This window comes from Streptomyces sp. NPDC027185 (assembly GCF_055567035.1).
In genome coordinates, this window is sequence record NZ_JBVHRF010000002.1 from 430,748 (window position 1) to 446,419 (window position 15,672).

Annotated in this window: 10 protein-coding genes and 1 pseudogene; 8 read left to right on the forward strand and 3 right to left on the reverse strand. The window is 73.1% G+C overall.

What is annotated here, in order from left to right; translation table 11 throughout:
* Positions 1-18 precede the first annotated feature (18 nt).
* The 8 genes and pseudogenes from ACZ4M8_RS07070 (at position 19) to ACZ4M8_RS07105 (ending at position 11,704) form a co-directional block, all read left to right on the forward strand.
* Positions 19-759 (forward strand): response regulator transcription factor, encoded by a 741-nt coding sequence (locus tag ACZ4M8_RS07070; RefSeq protein ID WP_030280798.1) that lies wholly within the window; start codon positions 19-21, stop codon positions 757-759.
* Positions 756-1,880: a HAMP domain-containing sensor histidine kinase gene (locus ACZ4M8_RS07075; RefSeq protein ID WP_467604035.1), complete on the forward strand. Its 1,125-nt coding sequence runs from the start codon at positions 756-758 to the stop codon at positions 1,878-1,880. Before ACZ4M8_RS07070 ends, ACZ4M8_RS07075 begins: the two co-directional genes overlap by 4 nt.
* A gap of 259 nt (positions 1,881-2,139) precedes the next feature.
* Complete coding sequence (locus ACZ4M8_RS07080) at positions 2,140-5,922, forward strand: multifunctional oxoglutarate decarboxylase/oxoglutarate dehydrogenase thiamine pyrophosphate-binding subunit/dihydrolipoyllysine-residue succinyltransferase subunit (RefSeq protein WP_467604037.1); 3,783 nt, start codon at positions 2,140-2,142, stop codon at positions 5,920-5,922.
* Positions 5,923-6,203: 281 nt separating this feature from the next.
* A complete protein-coding gene (locus ACZ4M8_RS07085; RefSeq protein ID WP_018536135.1) occupies positions 6,204-6,383 on the forward strand; it encodes a DUF6104 family protein in 180 nt (59 codons plus the stop codon).
* A 436-nt stretch (positions 6,384-6,819) separates the two neighbouring features.
* Positions 6,820-7,695, forward strand: a complete 876-nt coding sequence (locus ACZ4M8_RS07090; protein WP_467604039.1) for a DUF4097 family beta strand repeat-containing protein — start codon at positions 6,820-6,822, stop codon at positions 7,693-7,695.
* Positions 7,696-7,697: 2 nt separating this feature from the next.
* Positions 7,698-8,867 carry a PadR family transcriptional regulator gene (locus ACZ4M8_RS07095; RefSeq protein ID WP_467604040.1) on the forward strand — a complete coding sequence of 390 codons (1,170 nt, stop codon included), beginning with the start codon at positions 7,698-7,700 and terminating at the stop codon, positions 8,865-8,867.
* Positions 8,868-9,522: 655 nt separating this feature from the next.
* Positions 9,523-10,377: pseudogene (locus ACZ4M8_RS07100) on the forward strand (SCO6745 family protein); the annotation flags it as partial.
* 628 nt (positions 10,378-11,005) lie between these two features.
* On the forward strand, positions 11,006-11,704 hold the full coding sequence (locus ACZ4M8_RS07105; protein ID WP_467604041.1) for an antibiotic biosynthesis monooxygenase family protein: 699 nt from the start codon (positions 11,006-11,008) through the stop codon (positions 11,702-11,704).
* A gap of 165 nt (positions 11,705-11,869) precedes the next feature.
* Here ACZ4M8_RS07105 and ACZ4M8_RS07110 read toward each other — a convergent pair whose 3' ends face one another.
* The 3 genes from ACZ4M8_RS07110 to ACZ4M8_RS07120 form a co-directional block, all read right to left on the reverse strand.
* A complete protein-coding gene (locus ACZ4M8_RS07110; protein ID WP_467604044.1) occupies positions 11,870-12,568 on the reverse strand; it encodes a HutD/Ves family protein in 699 nt (232 codons plus the stop codon).
* A gap of 132 nt (positions 12,569-12,700) precedes the next feature.
* Positions 12,701-13,663 (reverse strand): zinc-binding dehydrogenase, encoded by a 963-nt coding sequence (locus tag ACZ4M8_RS07115; RefSeq protein WP_467604045.1) that lies wholly within the window; start codon positions 13,661-13,663, stop codon positions 12,701-12,703.
* Between the two features lie 337 nt (positions 13,664-14,000).
* Positions 14,001-15,209, reverse strand: a complete 1,209-nt coding sequence (locus ACZ4M8_RS07120; protein ID WP_467604048.1) for an NAD(P)-dependent malic enzyme — start codon at positions 15,207-15,209, stop codon at positions 14,001-14,003.
* Between the last annotated feature and the right edge of the window lie 463 nt (positions 15,210-15,672).

Here is a 15,672-nt window from a genome sequence, read left to right on the forward strand (position 1 = left end):
GACATGCAGGGGCGGGCGATGGACCAGACTCAGACCAGCCAGGGCGGCACCGCCGCGGCCACGCCGGGCGCCCAGCGCCGGGTGCTGGTCGTCGAGGACGACCCGACGATCGTGGACGCCATCGCGACCCGGCTGCGCGCCGAGGGCTTCCAGGTGCAGACGGCCACGGACGGCCCCGCGGCCGTCGACACCGCCGAGGCGTGGCAGCCCGACCTGCTGGTCCTCGACGTGATGCTGCCGGGCTTCGACGGCCTGGAGGTGTGCCGCCGGGTGCAGGCGCAGCGCCCGGTGCCGGTGATGATGCTGACCGCGCGTGACGACGAGACGGACATGCTGGTCGGTCTCGGCGTCGGCGCCGACGACTACATGACCAAGCCGTTCTCCATGCGGGAGCTGGCCGCGCGGGTGCACGTCCTGCTGCGCCGCGTGGAGCGGGCGGCGCTCGCCGCGCACACCCCGCGCAGCGGCATCCTGCGCCTGGGCGAGCTGGAGATCGACCACGCGCAGCGCCGGGTGCGGGTGCGCGGAGCCGACGTCCATCTGACGCCGACCGAGTTCGACCTGCTGGTCTGTCTGGCCAACACCCCGCGCGCGGTGCTCTCCCGTGAGCAGCTGCTGGCCGAGGTGTGGGACTGGGCCGACGCGTCCGGGACGCGCACGGTCGACAGCCACATCAAGGCGCTCCGCCGCAAGATCGGCGCCGAGCGCATCCGTACGGTCCACGGCGTCGGCTACGCCCTGGAGACCCCGCCCGCATGACCCGTGGCTGGCGGGCGCGCGGGCGCGCCCTGGCCGGGCGCCTGTGGGAGGGGCTGCGGCCGCTCGACCCCTACCGTTCGGTGAAGGCGGCGCTCGGCGCGCTGGTCGTCGTCTCGGTGATCATCACCACCCTGCTGGTCTTCGTCGCCATCCACTCGGCGACCGAACTGCGGGTCATCACCGTCTTCTCGATCATCGCCTCGTTGCTGATCACGCAGTTCGTGGCGAACAGCCTGACCGCGCCGCTGGACGAGATGACGGACGTGACGCGGTCGATGGCGCAGGGCGACTACACCCGCCGGGTGCGCGCCGAGCGGCGTGACGAGTTCGGCGACCTGGCCAGCGCCTTCAACCGCATGGCCGCCGATCTGGAGGCGGTGGACACCCACCGCAAGGAGCTGGTCGCCAACGTCTCGCACGAGCTGCGCACCCCCATCGCGGCGCTGCGCGCGGTGCTGGAGAACGTCGTCGACGGCGTCTCCGAGCCCGACCCGGAGACGATGCGGACGGCGCTGAAGCAGACCGAGCGGCTGGGCCGGCTCGTCGAGCATCTGCTGGATCTCTCCCGGCTGGACAACGGCGTCGTCCCGCTGCACTGCCGCCGCTTCGAGGTCTGGCCGTACCTGTCCGGGGTGCTGAAGGAGGCCAACATGAGCCGCGGCGCCTCCACCCTCGCCGGAACCGCCGGGTCCGGCACCCACACCCGTACAGATGTCCATCTCCACCTGGACGTCTCGCCGCCGGAGCTGACCGCGTACGCGGACGCCGAGCGGCTGCACCAGGTCGTCGCCAACCTCATCGACAACGCCATCAAGCACAGTCCGCGCCACGGCCGGGTCACCGTGCACGCCCGGCGCGGCGAGGGCCCGCAGAGCCTGGAGCTGGAGGTGCAGGACGAGGGCGAGGGCATCCCGGAGGCGGAGCGCTACCGCGTCTTCGAACGCTTCAACCGCGGCGGTCCCGCACCGTCCGGCCCGGGGACCGACGGCGGTACGGGTCTGGGTCTGGCCATCGCGCGCTGGGCGGTGGACCTGCACGGCGGACGCATCGGCGTGGCCGAATCCGAGCGCGGTTGCCGGATCCGGGTCACTCTTCCGGGAACGGAGTCCGGCCGCGGCTGACGACCCGTGGCGTAGGGTCGGTGCCGGAAGCACACGAACGGCGGTGCACGTCCCTGATCAGGGACGTCTCCCCGCGCCGAGGCGTACCCGCGCGCGGACGAACCCCGAGTGTTTCCCGCCAAGTCATGCCGCGAAACCCGTCGGCGAATGTGACGTGCGCTACCTGTACCCCTCCCGGACTGCACCAAAGGTTCCAAGAGGCGTAGCCTTTATTTCCGCTGTCCACCACCTTAGGAAGCGGAAGAGGGCGGTTGCCGCCGTGTCGCCACAGTCCCCCAACAGCTCGAACATCTCGACCGACCAAGACGGGCAGGGGAAGTCCCCTGCCGCCGCGTTCGGTGCGAATGAGTGGCTCGTTGACGAGATCTACCAGCAGTACCTCCAGGACCCGAACTCGGTAGACCGAGCCTGGTGGGACTTCTTCGCCGACTACAAGCAGGGCGCCACCGCCGCGCCGAGCCAGCCGGCCGAGGGCCCCGCCCCCGTACCGCCGACCCAGGAGAAGCCCGTGGCCACCCCGGCGTCCGCCCAGCCCGCGACCCCGGCCGCCCCGGCGCAGCCCGCCGCGACCGCCCCGGCCCCCGCCAAGGCGGCCCCGGCGCCCGCGAAGGCCGCGCCCGCCGCGAAGCCGGCGGCCGCGAAGCCCGCCGCCACGAAGGCCACCGAGGCCCCGGCCGGCCCCGAGCTGGTGACGCTGCGCGGCCCGTCGGCCGCCGTCGCGAAGAACATGAACGCCTCGCTGGAGCTGCCGACGGCCACGTCCGTCCGCGCCGTCCCGGTGAAGCTGCTGTTCGACAACCGCATCGTCATCAACAACCACCTCAAGCGCGCCCGGGGCGGGAAGGTCTCCTTCACCCACCTCATCGGGTACGCGATGGTGCAGGCCCTCAAGGCCATGCCGTCGATGAACTACTCCTTCCAGGAGAAGGACGGCAAGCCGACGCTGGTCAAGCCCGAGCACGTCAACCTCGGCCTCGCCATCGACCTGGTGAAGCCCAACGGTGACCGCCAGCTCGTCGTCGCCGCCATCAAGAAGGCCGAGACGCTCACCTTCTTCGAGTTCTGGCAGGCGTACGAGGACATCGTCCGCCGCGCCCGCAACAACAAGCTGACGATGGAGGACTTCACCGGAGTCACCGCGTCGCTGACCAACCCGGGCGGTATCGGCACCGTTCACTCCGTGCCGCGTCTGATGCCCGGTCAGGGCCTCATCATCGGCGTCGGCGCCATGGACTACCCCGCCGAGTTCCAGGGCACCTCGCAGGATGCCCTGAACAAGATGGGCATCTCCAAGGTCATGACGCTGACCAGCACCTATGACCACCGCGTGATTCAGGGCGCCGCCTCCGGCGAGTTCCTGCGGATCATGAGCCAGCTGCTGCTCGGCGAGAACGACTTCTTCGACGACATCTTCAAGTCGCTGCGGATCCCCTACGAGCCGGTCCGCTGGCTGCGCGACATCGACGTCTCCCACGACGACGACGTCACCAAGGCCGCCCGGGTCTTCGACCTGATCCACTCCTACCGGGTCCGCGGCCACGTCATGGCCGACACCGACCCGCTGGAGTACCACCAGCGCAAGCACCCCGACCTCGACATCATCGAGCACGGCCTCACCCTGTGGGACCTGGAGCGCGAGTTCGCGGTCGGCGGCTTCTCCGGCAAGTCGATGATGAAGCTCCGCGACATCCTCGGCGTGCTGCGCGACTCGTACTGCCGCACCACCGGCATCGAGTACATGCACATCCAGGACCCCAAGCAGCGCAAGTGGATCCAGGACCGTGTCGAGCGGCCGCACAACTCGCCCGAGCGCGAGGAGCAGCTGCGCATCCTGCGCCGGCTGAACTCCGCCGAGGCGTTCGAGACGTTCCTGCAGACCAAGTACGTCGGCCAGAAGCGCTTCTCGCTGGAGGGCGGCGAGTCCGTCATCCCGCTGCTGGACGCGGTCATCGACTCGGCCGCCGAGTCGCGGCTGGACGAGGTCGTCATCGGCATGGCCCACCGCGGCCGTCTCAACGTCCTCGCCAACATCGTCGGCAAGTCCTACGCGCAGCTCTTCCGGGAGTTCGAGGGCAACCTCGACCCGAAGTCGATGCACGGCTCCGGCGACGTGAAGTACCACCTGGGCCAGGAGGGTGTCTTCACCGGCCTGGACGGTGAGCAGATCAAGGTGACCCTCGCGGCGAACCCGTCCCACCTGGAGACGGTCGACCCGGTCATCGAGGGCATCTCCCGCGCCAAGCAGGACATCATCAACAAGGGCGGCACGGACTTCACGGTCCTGCCGGTCACCCTCCACGGTGACGCGGCCTTCGCGGGCCAGGGTGTGGTCGCCGAGACGCTCAACATGTCGCAGCTGCGCGGCTACCGCACGGGCGGCACGGTCCACATCGTCATCAACAACCAGGTCGGCTTCACCGCCGCCCCGGAGTCGTCGCGTTCGTCGATGTACGCCACCGACGTGGCCCGCATGATCGAGGCGCCGATCTTCCACGTCAACGGCGACGACCCCGAGGCCGTCGTCCGCGCGGGCCGGCTGGCCTTCGAGTTCCGGCAGGCGTTCAACAAGGACGTCGTCATCGACCTCATCTGCTACCGCCGCCGCGGTCACAACGAGACCGACAACCCGGGCTTCACCCAGCCGCTGATGTACGACCTGATCGACAAGAAGCGTTCGGTGCGCAAGCTGTACACCGAGTCGCTGATCGGCCGGGGCGACATCACCCTGGAGGAGGCGGAGCAGGCGCTCCAGGACTTCCAGGGCCAGCTGGAGAAGGTCTTCGCCGAGGTCCGCGAGGCCGTCGCCGCCCCGAGTGCAGCCGAGGTGCCGGACCCGCAGGCGGAGTTCCCGGTGGCGGTGAAGACCGCGATCTCCCACGAGGTCGTCAAGCGGATCGCCGAGTCGCAGGTCAACATCCCCGACCGGGTCACCGTCCACCCGCGTCTGCTGCCGCAGCTCCAGCGCCGCGCCTCGATGATCGAGGACGGCACGATCGACTGGGGCATGGGCGAGACCCTCGCCATCGGTTCGCTGCTGCTGGAGGGCACCCCGGTCCGCCTGTCGGGCCAGGACAGCCGCCGCGGCACCTTCGGCCAGCGTCACGCGGTGCTGGTCGACCGGGAGACCGGCGAGGACTACACCCCGCTGCTGTACCTCTCGGAGGACCAGGCGCGCTACAACGTCTACGACTCGCTGCTCTCGGAGTACGCGGTCATGGGCTTCGAGTACGGCTACTCCCTGGCCCGCCCCGAGGCGCTGGTCATGTGGGAGGCGCAGTTCGGTGACTTCGTCAACGGCGCGCAGACCGTCGTCGACGAGTACATCACCGCCGCCGAGCAGAAGTGGGGCCAGACCTCCGGCGTCACGCTGCTGCTGCCGCACGGCTACGAGGGCCAGGGCCCGGACCACTCCTCGGCCCGTATCGAGCGCTTCCTCCAGCTGTGCGCGCAGAACAACATGACGGTCGCCATGCCGACGCTGCCGTCGAACTACTTCCACCTGCTGCGCTGGCAGGTCCACAACCCGCACCACAAGCCGCTGGTCGTCTTCACCCCGAAGTCGATGCTGCGTCTGAAGGCCGCGGCGTCGAAGGCGGAGGAGTTCACCACCGGCGGTTTCCGCCCGGTGATCGGCGACGCGAAGGCGGACCCGAAGAACGTCCGCAAGGTGCTGCTCTGCTCCGGCAAGGTCTACTACGACCTGGCCGCCGAGCGGGACAAGCGCGGTGCCGACGATGTCGCGATCATCCGGCTGGAGCGGCTGTACCCGCTGCCCGGCAAGGAGATCCAGGAAGAGATCGCCAAGTACCCGAACGCCGGCAAGTACCTGTGGGTGCAGGAGGAGCCGGCCAACCAGGGTGCGTGGCCGTTCATCGCGCTCAACCTCATCGACCACCTGGACCTGGCGGTCGGTGCCGACATCCCGCACGGTGAGCGTCTGCGCCGCATCTCGCGGCCGCACTCCTCGTCGCCCGCGGTGGGTTCCGCCAAGCGTCACCAGGCGGAGCAGGCCCAGCTGATCGCGGAGGCGTTCGACGCGTAGTCGTCCGCCCCGGAGATCCGGGACATCGCGATGGGCCCGCCCCCACGAGGGGGCGGGCCCTTCGCCGTGCCGGGGCGCGCGTCCCCGGGGCGCGGGCGGGCTTCGGGGCCGGTGTGCGGCCGGTGGCGGGCCCGGGGCGGCCCGGTGCCGGGGCCGGTCGCCGGGAGGTGCCGGGGCGGGCCGTACGGGCCGGGGCCGGTGCGGGGCGGGCCGTGCGCGGCGGTCTGTCCGGCCTGCCTATCCTGGCCGGGAACGTCCTACTGACCCCTGGTGGAGAGCCCGTGTATTTCACTGACCGCGGCATCGAAGAGCTGGAGAGCCGACGCGGCGAGGAGGAGGTCACCCTCGGCTGGGTGGCCGAACAGCTGCGTACGTTCGTCGACCTGAACCCGGACTTCGAGGTGCCGGTGGAGCGGCTGGCGACCTGGCTGGCGCGGCTGGACGACGAGGACGACGAGTAGCCGCAGGCGCGCGCCCCACGGGGGCGACGGGACCGGGGCCGGCGGCCGGGGGGATGCCTCCCGGCCGCCGGCCCTGTCGCGTCTGCGGTGTCTGCGGGCGTCTGTGGCGTCCGGAGCTTTCCCGGCACCCGGCCGTTGGCTTCCGGCTTCCGGCTTCCGGCTTGCGGCTTCCGGCTTGCGTCTTCCGGCACGCGGCTCCGTCCCTCTCGTCCCGGGTCGCAGTCGTGTCAGCGGCCTCCGCTCGCCGGTCCCCGGCTTCACTCTTGACTTCGACCGAGCGCGATATATCGTGTATGACGAAGACGCGATATGTTGCGTTGGGTTTCCGTCATCCGGGGGGATCGATATGTCCAGCACGTCGAGTTTCGGTACGTCGAGTTCTTCCGCGCCCGGGGCCGGTACGCCGGGGAGTTCCCGGCCGCGATATCCGCTCCGCGTGGCCGAGCCCCGCACCCTGGAGATCGACGAGCCCGTGCGGGCCCTGGAGATCCGGCTGTGCGGCGGCGCGGTCAACGTGGTGGGCACGGCCGAGGAGGGCCCGGCGCGGGTGGAGATCGGCGAGGTCACGGGCGAGCCGCTGGCCGTCTCCCTCGACGGCGGCACCCTCTCCATCGGGTACGACAACCCGCCCTGGAAGGGCCCCTGGAAGAAGCTGTTCGCCTTCCTCCAGCACAAGGGGTGGCGCGACCACGGCGCGGTGGTGTCGGTGACCGTCCCGGCCACCGCCCGGGTGGACGTCAGCTCGGTCGGCGCCACGGCGATAGTGACGGGCGTGGCGGGTCCCACCCGGGTCCACACCGTCTCGGGCGACAGCACGCTCGTCGGGCTGACCGGCGAGGTGCGCGCGGAGACCGTCTCGGGCCGCGTCGAGGCGCAAGGCGTCACCGGTGGCCTGCGGTTCCACTCCGTCTCGGGGGATCTGACGGTGCTGGACGGCGGCGCGTCGAGGGTGCGGGCGGATTCGGTGAGCGGCGACATGGCCCTTGACCTCGATGCGTCGGACCGGGGCGCGGACATCCAGCTGACCAGCGTCTCCGGTGAGGTGGCGATCCGGCTGCCGGAGCCCGCCGACACCCGGGTGGAGGCCGGCACCACCAGCGGCACGGTCTCCAACGCCTTCGACACGCTGCGGGTCGGCGGCGGGTGGGGCGCGAAGAACATCAGCGGAACGCTCGGCTCCGGTGCGGGCAGACTGAAGGCGACCACGGTCTCCGGCGGCCTCGCGCTGCTGCGCCGGCCGGTCTTCGAGACCGCGGGCGGCCACCCCGGCGACGGCCCGGCCACCCCGCCCATAGAGAAGAAGGTGCTCTGAGCATGCCCCCCGTCTTCGCCCACGGCCGTCTGCGCCTCTACCTCCTCAAGCTCCTCGACGAGAACCCGCGCCACGGCTACGAGGTCATCCGTCTGCTGGAGGAGCGCTTCCAGGGCCTGTACGCGCCGTCGGCCGGTACGGTCTATCCGCGGCTGGCGAAGCTGGAGGCCGAGGGCCTGGTCACCCACGCCACCGAGGGCGGCCGCAAGGTCTACTCACTGACCGACGCGGGCCGCGCGGAGCTGGCCGGGCGCGGCGGTGAACTGGCCGAACTGGAGCTGGAGATACGCGATTCGGTGGCCGCGCTGGCCTCCGACATCCGGGCGGATGTGAGCGGTTCGGCGAGCGACCTGCGCCGCGAGATCCGTGAGGCCGCCCAGCAGGCACGGGCGCAGGGCCGTCAGGGGCGCGACGGCACCGGCCCCGAGCCCGGCGACAAGGAGGCGTGGCGGCAGGCGAAGGAGGAGTTCCGCCGCGCCAAGGAGGAGTGGAAGGAGCAGGCCCGCCGGGCGAAGGACGAACGCCGCCGCGCCGAGCAGGAGACCCGCCGCGCGCGCGAAGAGGCCCGCGAGGCCCAGGCGTTCGCCCGCGAAGAGGTGCAGCGGGCCCTCCGGCGGGTGCAGGAGCAGGCACAGGAGCGGGTCCGCTCCGGCGACTGGGCGGGTGCGGTCCGCGAAGCGCTCTCCGAGGTCTCCCGCGAGGTCGGCCGCTTCGCGGGCAGCCCGTACGCCGACGATCACACGGGGCGGGAGAGCGCCACGCGCCCTGCGGCGGACGGCGGAGCCCGGCCGCGCGGCGGGCACGACGCCCGTCCGGAAGAGACGGACGGGCCGGTGGCCGGCGCCGGGCCGGACGGGACAGCGCCCGAGGGCGCGCGGTTCGGCAAGACCGCGGGAAACGCCACGGGGCCGGACGCGGGCCCGGCGGCGACCGCGTCGGAGCGGGCCGGGGCATCGGCCGCGCCCGCGTGGGCGGACGAGCCGCCGGGCCCCGATCCGGCCCGGGACTTCGACCGCCTGCTGGACCGCTTCCGCGACGACCTCCGGGACACCGCTCGCGACCACGGCGTCACCGCCGATCAGGTCCACCGGGCCAGGCACCGTCTGGCGACAGCCGCCACGGAGATCGACGCCCTGCTGCGGGAGCCGGGCGAGGGGCTGAGCGGCGTGTAGGTGGCGGGGGCGAGGCGGCCGGGCGGCGTATCGCCGGGCAGACATGCCGGGCCTGGCGGCGGCGCGGCGTGCGGGTCGGCGCAGCCGAGTGCCACGCGGCACCGAGGCAGGTGTGGGCGGGAGTTCGTCGCAGCACCGCGGCGGATGCGAGTGGGTGCCCGTCCGTGTGGGAGGAAGTGGCCCTCGGGGCCCGGGTGTTCGTCCCATCGCGTGGCGCGGTGCGGTGCGGCGTCGCGGGCCGCCTCTCCCGTCTCCGTGTCACCGCGGTGGACCGCCCTGGCTCCTCGTGGCCGTGGCTCCTCCCGGGATGACTGTGCCGCTTCGCGCACACTCCCGACCCCTTTACGGAGAGTTATTTCCTGGAGCCAGGATTCACCGGACGTAATCGGGGAACGTCATCTGTCGCACGGTTTTTCGTTCGGTGCCGGGGTGGGTTTCCCGGCTCGGGGCCGGGCGGGCCGTGTGCGGAGCGGGGCGCGCGTGAGTGTGCCCCGCGGTCCGTGCGGAGTTGTTCTCCGTACGGCGTCCGCCGCCCCGTACCGGCACCACACGGTCCGCGGACGCGCCCGAGGCGTGGACCCCTGGCCCTCGCGGCGCGCGCCAACGGCCGTTTCCTCTCTGCACGCACGCATCGTGAAGGCCATGAGGTACAGCGATGTCGGACTACCCTTCGGTCGCCCGCCGCATGTGGCAGCGGCTCGAACCGCTGCACGCCACCGCCTATTCCACCCCCGAGGCCCAGTGGGTCGCGGCGGGTCTCGGTTACGACACCACGTCGCGCCGCCCCGGCTACTTCGCCTGGCGCACGGCCCCGTTGGGGGCCGTCGGGCCGGAGCTGGTGACCGCGACGTACTACACCTTCGCGCCACGGCTGGTGGCCCAGTACGTACCGCGGGTCTGGGCGACGGCCCGGCCGGGTGCGGTGCTGGACGCGCGGCTGCGGGCCGTCGACCGCGCGCTGAGCCGGCTGCTGGGCGACCGGCTGTCCGGCCCCGAGATGGCCGAGGCCGCCCAACTGGCGCGGCGCGCCGCGGAGAACGCGCCTGCCGCGGGACGTCCGCTCGCCGCCGCCAACCGCGACCTGCCGTGGCCGGCGCCGCCGCATCTGATGCTGTGGCAGGCCACGGCGGTGCTCCGTGAGCATCGTGGTGACGGCCATCTCGCGGCCCTGCTGACCTGGGGGCTTGATCCGTGCGAGGCGCTGGTGTCGCATGCGGCGGCGGGCGGTGGGCGCGAGCGGGACGGCTGGATCGCACCCGTGTCCGCGGCGGCGCGCGGCTGGAGCGCCCGGGAGTGGAGCGATGCCCACGACCGGCTCGCGGCGCGCGGCTGGCTCACGGCGGACGGCGGCGCCACCCCGTTGGGACTGCGGGAGCGGGAAGCGATCGAGCGGATGACGGATCAGCTGGCGGCGGGGCCGTGGCGGGCGCTCGGTCTGTCCGGTGCCGAGCGGCTGTCCCTGCTGCTGCGTCCGCTGAACCACGCCCTGTTCGCGGCGGGTGTCCGGCCTCCGGACGCGGCTCCCGAGCCCGTACCGCCGTACCCCCGGGGGACATTGCCGGCGGGGCGGCCGGCTGTGGGTGCGGTGCGGGGCGCGGAGACCGTGGGCGCGGTGGGTCCGCTCCCGCCGGGCCGGATACCCCAGCCGTCGACGCCGCCGCCTCCGTCCGCGCCGTCCCCGGTACCGCCCCCGTCGCCCTCGTCGCCGCGGTACGCCGGGCCGTCCGCCCCGGTGGCCGCGCTCACGGGCCCCGGGGGCGCGTCGTAGCGCCGGGGCGGGCGGGGGTGCCGGGCGGACTGCGGGCGGCCGGGGCCTGGTGCCCGGGTACCGGTGCGTAGGGGCCGCGGCCGGTTGCGCGTTACCGGAGGCCGGGCCTCATTGCCGCGTACCGGTACGCCTCGCGCCCCGTCGGGAGCCCCGGGCGTCGCGTCCCAGTGCCTCTCGCGGCCCTGTCGGGAGACCTCCGGCCCGGCCCCCCGGCAACCGCCTTGACCTCAACCGCACTTGAGGAAGGAGACTCCTGGAAGAGCGCGGGTCACCGGGCGGCGGGAGGAGCGCGCGAGTCCGTGGGCCCGTTTCCACCCCTCGCCCCGCCCTCCCGACCCGTCCTCCCGTCCCGACCTGAACGGAGCATGTGATGCCCAGGACCTCCCGTTTCCCCGATGTGCGGCGGGCCGATGCCGCGACCGTGCTGATCAGCAGCTGGATCGTGCCGGACCCCGCGGTGCAGAGCACGGTGGCCGATGCCGTGCTCGGGATCTGGGAGGCGCAGGAGCGGCCGGACGCGATGTTGTCGCTCTCGGTGTTCGTCGGTCTCGACGGCACGGAGATCCTGCACCACGCGCAGTGGACGAGTGACGAGGCGCACCGGGAGTGGGCTCGGGCGCACCGGTCGGCCGCTCTCGCCCCGCTCGACGCGGCGGTCCCGGGGATCCGGCGGCCCGGTCCGGTCCGTTACCGCCCCGACCGCGGCCATGTGCCGGAAGGGGCATCGGGGAAGGAGCCGGGGGCGCTGGTCACACCGGTCTTCGCCGTCTCGGGGCCGGCGGCCCGGCGGGCGCTGGCGGACACCGTGCTCGGCGCGCTGGCCGACGCGCGGGTGCCGGGGCTGCTCGGCGCGCATCTGCACGTGAGCGAGGACGGTTCGCGGGTGCTCAACCACGCGGAGTGGGAGGATCTCGCGGCGTGGCGGGCGTTCGCCGACGGCCCGGTGTCGGCGCGGATCGCGGCGCGGATCGCGGCGCTGGACGGCGTCACCCCGCTGCCCGGCGGCGCGAACGGCGTCCCCCGCTACCGCCTGCACGGCGCCCTGGAGAACGTGGCACCTCCGGCCTGACCCCGCGAGGCCCGAGGTGCGCCACCCCGGAGACCGCACCCGCGGGCCCACCCTCCCCGGCGCCCGGCAACGTCAACGCCACCGCCGCCTCGGGCCGTCGCCCCCGCGCCCCTCCCCCGTCAGCGTGATCAGCGGCGCCGGGCCCGTCGTCTCCCCTACCGCCCCCTACGCCCTCCCCGTTCCCTCCTCCCCCGCCGAGGGCTCCGCCCCCGCTCCGGTCCCCGCGCCTTCCTCCGTCAGCGTGATCACCGCGGCGATCCCCTCCGTACGGAGCTCCGCGGCCGTTCCGGTCGGCAGCAACACCGCTTCGTACACACCGAGTTCGGCCACCACGGCGCCGCCCGAGGTCACGACCGCGCCGCCCGGGGCCACGGCCGCGCCCTCCGGGCCGCCCGGTCGCTCCCCCTCCCCGTCCGGCAACGCCACCACCAGCCGTACGCCGGGCGTACGCGGCAGGCCGTACGTGCCCCGGGCGAGCGTGACGTCCGCGCGGGTGCGGCCCTCGCGGACCATGACGTTGAGGTTGACGACCGGGCCGGAGACGAGACGGGAGTCGGTGGTGGCGGCGCCGGGAAAGGCGAAGGGGGTGTGGCGGGGCAGCGGCGGGTGGGGCGTGCCGTCGACGGTCAGGTGCAGCCCGGCGCCGTCGACGACGGTGAGGACGCGGCGGATGCCGGGGAGCGGGGAGTACGGCCCGTCGCGGGTGACGTCGGCCAGGCTGACCCGCCAGTGGAAGGCGGACCAGCCCGCGCCCTCGGGGTGGGCGGCGATCTCCCGCGTCACCCCACCGCCGTTGCTCCACGGCGCGGCGGCCCGCCCCACCGCCCGCAACACCCGTACGCCGCCGGTCATATGGCCCCTCATCCTCCGTCGCCTCCCGCCGTCCTGCCGGATCCGGTCGGCCGCCGGCCCGCCGGACCATCGATCCGTCGGATCACCGGCCGGCTGGTCCGGCCGCCGTCCCTCAGACCGTCAGACCCTCAGACCGTCAGCCCCTCAGACCGTCAGGACGACCTTGCCGAACAGGTCGCCCTCCGCCATCTTCGCGAAGCCCTCGCGTGCCCGGTCCAGGGGCAGGGTCGAGTCGATGACGGGGCGGACGCCCTTGGCGGCGCAGAAGCTGAGCAGGGAGGCCAGTTCCTCCTTGCTGCCCATCGTGGAGCCGATGATCTTCAGCTCCAGGAAGAAGATCCGGTTGAGTTCGGTGCGGTCGGGGTGGAAGCCGGTGGTGGCGCCCGAGATGACGAGGGTGCCGCCGGGACGCAGCGACTTGACGGAGTGCGCCCAGGTGGCGGCGCCGACCGTCTCGATCACCGCGTCCACCCGGTGCGGCAGCCGCTCCCCGCTGTCGAACGCCGCCTCGGCGCCCAGCTCCACGGCGCGGCGCCGCTTGGCCTCGTCGCGGCTGGTGGCGAAGATCCGCAGACCGGCGGCGGCGCCCAGCACGATCGCCGCGGTCGCCACCCCGCCGCCCGCGCCCTGGACGAGGACGCTGTCACCGGGCCGCACCCCGGCGTTGGTGAAGAGCATGCGGTACGCGGTGAGCCACGCCGTCGGCAGGCAGGCGGCCTCCTCGTACGTCAGCTCCTTCGGCTTGGGCAGGACGTTCCAGGTGGGGACGGTGACCTGTTCGGCGAAGGTGCCCTGGTAGCGCTCGGTGAGGATGGAGCGGGTCTCGCCGGGTCCGGTGCCGTGACCGGTCTGGCCGATGACGGAGTGCAGGACGACGTCGTTGCCGTCGGCGTCCGTACCGGCGGCGTCGCAGCCGAGGATCATCGGCAGCGCGTCCTCGGTGATCCCGACCCCGCGCAGCGTCCACAGGTCGTGGTGGTTGAGGGAGGCGGCCTTGACGTTGACGGTGGTCCAGCCCGGCCGGCTCTCCGGGGCGGGCCGTTCGCCCAGTTCGAGGCCGTCGAGCGGCTGGTCACGGTCGATGCGCGCGGCATAGGCAGCAAACATGAGGCCAACCTAGGCCGCCCGCGCCCGGCGCGGTACGGGGCGTGACTGTGACGCGCACCGCGTGCGCGCGGCGGCGTACGGCGGTGACGTCGCGGGACGAGCGACGTCCGGCGACGTCCGGCGACGGGAGGAGGAACCGGCCGCGCCGCTCCGCGGGCACCGCGCGGCCGGGCCGGCCGGGCCAGGCCCCGGAGCGTCCCTCCTGAGCCGGCCGCGGCCTCCGCCGGGAGCCGGGCCGCACCCGGAGCCCGGCCCGCGCCGCCCCGCGCGCGGAAACGGGCCGGGCCCGCACCCCGTGAAAGGTGCGGGCCCGGCCCGTTCGGCAGCGTGGCGCGCGTCAGGCGCGGGCCACACCCTCCGCGCGGGCGGCGGCGGCGACGGCGGCGGTGACCGCCGGGGCGACGCGCTCGTCGAACGGCGAGGGGATCACGCAGTCGGCGCTCAGCTCGTCGGCGACGACGGTGGCCAGCGCCTCGGCCGCGGCGAGCTTCATGCCCTCGGTGATGCGCGAGGCACGCACCTGCATGGCACCGGCGAAGATGCCGGGGAAGGCCAGCACGTTGTTGATCTGGTTCGGGTAGTCGCTGCGGCCGGTGGCGACGACGGCCGCGTACTTGTGGGCGACGTCCGGGTGGATCTCCGGGTTCGGGTTGGCCATGGCGAAGACCAGGGAGTTCTTCGCCATGGTGGCGACCGCGGACTCGGGGACCGTACCGCCGGAGACACCGATGAAGACGTCCGCGCCGTCGAGGGCGTCCTCCAGCGAACCGGTCAGCCCGCCCTTGTTGGTGAAGCCCGCCAGCTCCCGCTTGACCTCGGTGAGGTCGCCGCGGTCGGTGGAGACGATGCCCTTGCGGTCGCAGACCGCGACGTCGCCGATGCCCGCCTCGATGAGGATCTTGGCGATGGCCACACCGGCGGCGCCCGCACCCGAGATGACCGCGCGCAGCTGGCCCAGCGTCCGGTCGGTCAGCTTGGCGGCGTTACGCAGCGCCGCGAGCGTGACGACGGCGGTGCCGTGCTGGTCGTCGTGGAAGACCGGGATGTCCAGCCGCTCCTGGAGCTTGCGCTCGATCTCGAAGCACCGCGGCGCGGAGATGTCCTCCAGGTTGACGCCGCCGAAGGAGGGCGCCAGCCGGGCGACGGTCTCGACGATCTCGTCGGCGTCGGTGGTGGCGAGCGCGATCGGCACCGCGTCCACGCCGCCGAACTGCTTGAAGAGGATGGCCTTGCCCTCCATCACCGGGAGGGACGCCTCCGGGCCGATGTCGCCCAGGCCCAGCACCGCGGTGCCGTCCGTGACGACCGCGACGACCTGGGACTTCCAGGTGTAGTCGTGCACCAGCTCGGGCTGCTCGGCGATGGCGCTGCAGACCTTGGCGACGCCGGGCGTGTACGCGAGGGACAGGTCGTCCCGGTCGCGGACGGGGACGGTCGCCTGGATGGCCATCTTGCCGCCACGGTGCAGCGCGAAGGCCGGGTCGAAGGCGCCGTCGGGCGCCTCGTCGGTGCTGTCGCTGCGAGGATTGACGATCTCCGCTGCCACTTTGTTGAACCCCTTTGTTCGTAAATGGTGAGGGTGGCCACCCCCTGGTTTGGGAGGTGGGCGGGCACCGCGTCCGTTCCCTGCGCGCCGGATGGCCGGTGCGCGGGGGGAGGTACGGACACCGGGCGCGCCGCACACGCGCCCTGAGCCCCGGATGAGGGGTGTAACGCCCCTTTCTACCGGACGGGCGTGGCGGGCGACGAGCCAGATCGGTCACCCCGGCCCCGGCGGATCGGGTATTGAACATCAATGGGGCGAATCCCCGGGCGGGTTAGGGGTCCGCGTCCACATTCCGAGACGTCGGGACGGGCGGGGGCGGACGGCGGGGCCGCCGTCGCCGCCGGTCACCGCCCGGCGGTGGAGCAGGACGGAGCGAACGCCGGTCGTCCGTTATCCGATTTTGACCTGAACGGCAGTCCGAATACCGGATTCCTGATGGCAGGATTCCGTCCATCGACCGAGG

Coding starts and splice junctions, on each gene's coding strand:
- ACZ4M8_RS07115 (WP_467604045.1), bottom strand. CDS start 13,663: ATGTTTGCTGCCTATGCCGCGCGCATCGACCGTGACCAGCCGCTCGAC.
- ACZ4M8_RS07110 (WP_467604044.1), bottom strand. CDS start 12,568: ATGAGGGGCCATATGACCGGCGGCGTACGGGTGTTGCGGGCGGTGGGG.
- ACZ4M8_RS07105 (WP_467604041.1), top strand. CDS start 11,006: ATGCCCAGGACCTCCCGTTTCCCCGATGTGCGGCGGGCCGATGCCGCG.
- ACZ4M8_RS07075 (WP_467604035.1), top strand. CDS start 756: ATGACCCGTGGCTGGCGGGCGCGCGGGCGCGCCCTGGCCGGGCGCCTG.
- ACZ4M8_RS07070 (WP_030280798.1), top strand. CDS start 19: ATGGACCAGACTCAGACCAGCCAGGGCGGCACCGCCGCGGCCACGCCG.
- ACZ4M8_RS07095 (WP_467604040.1), top strand. CDS start 7,698: ATGCCCCCCGTCTTCGCCCACGGCCGTCTGCGCCTCTACCTCCTCAAG.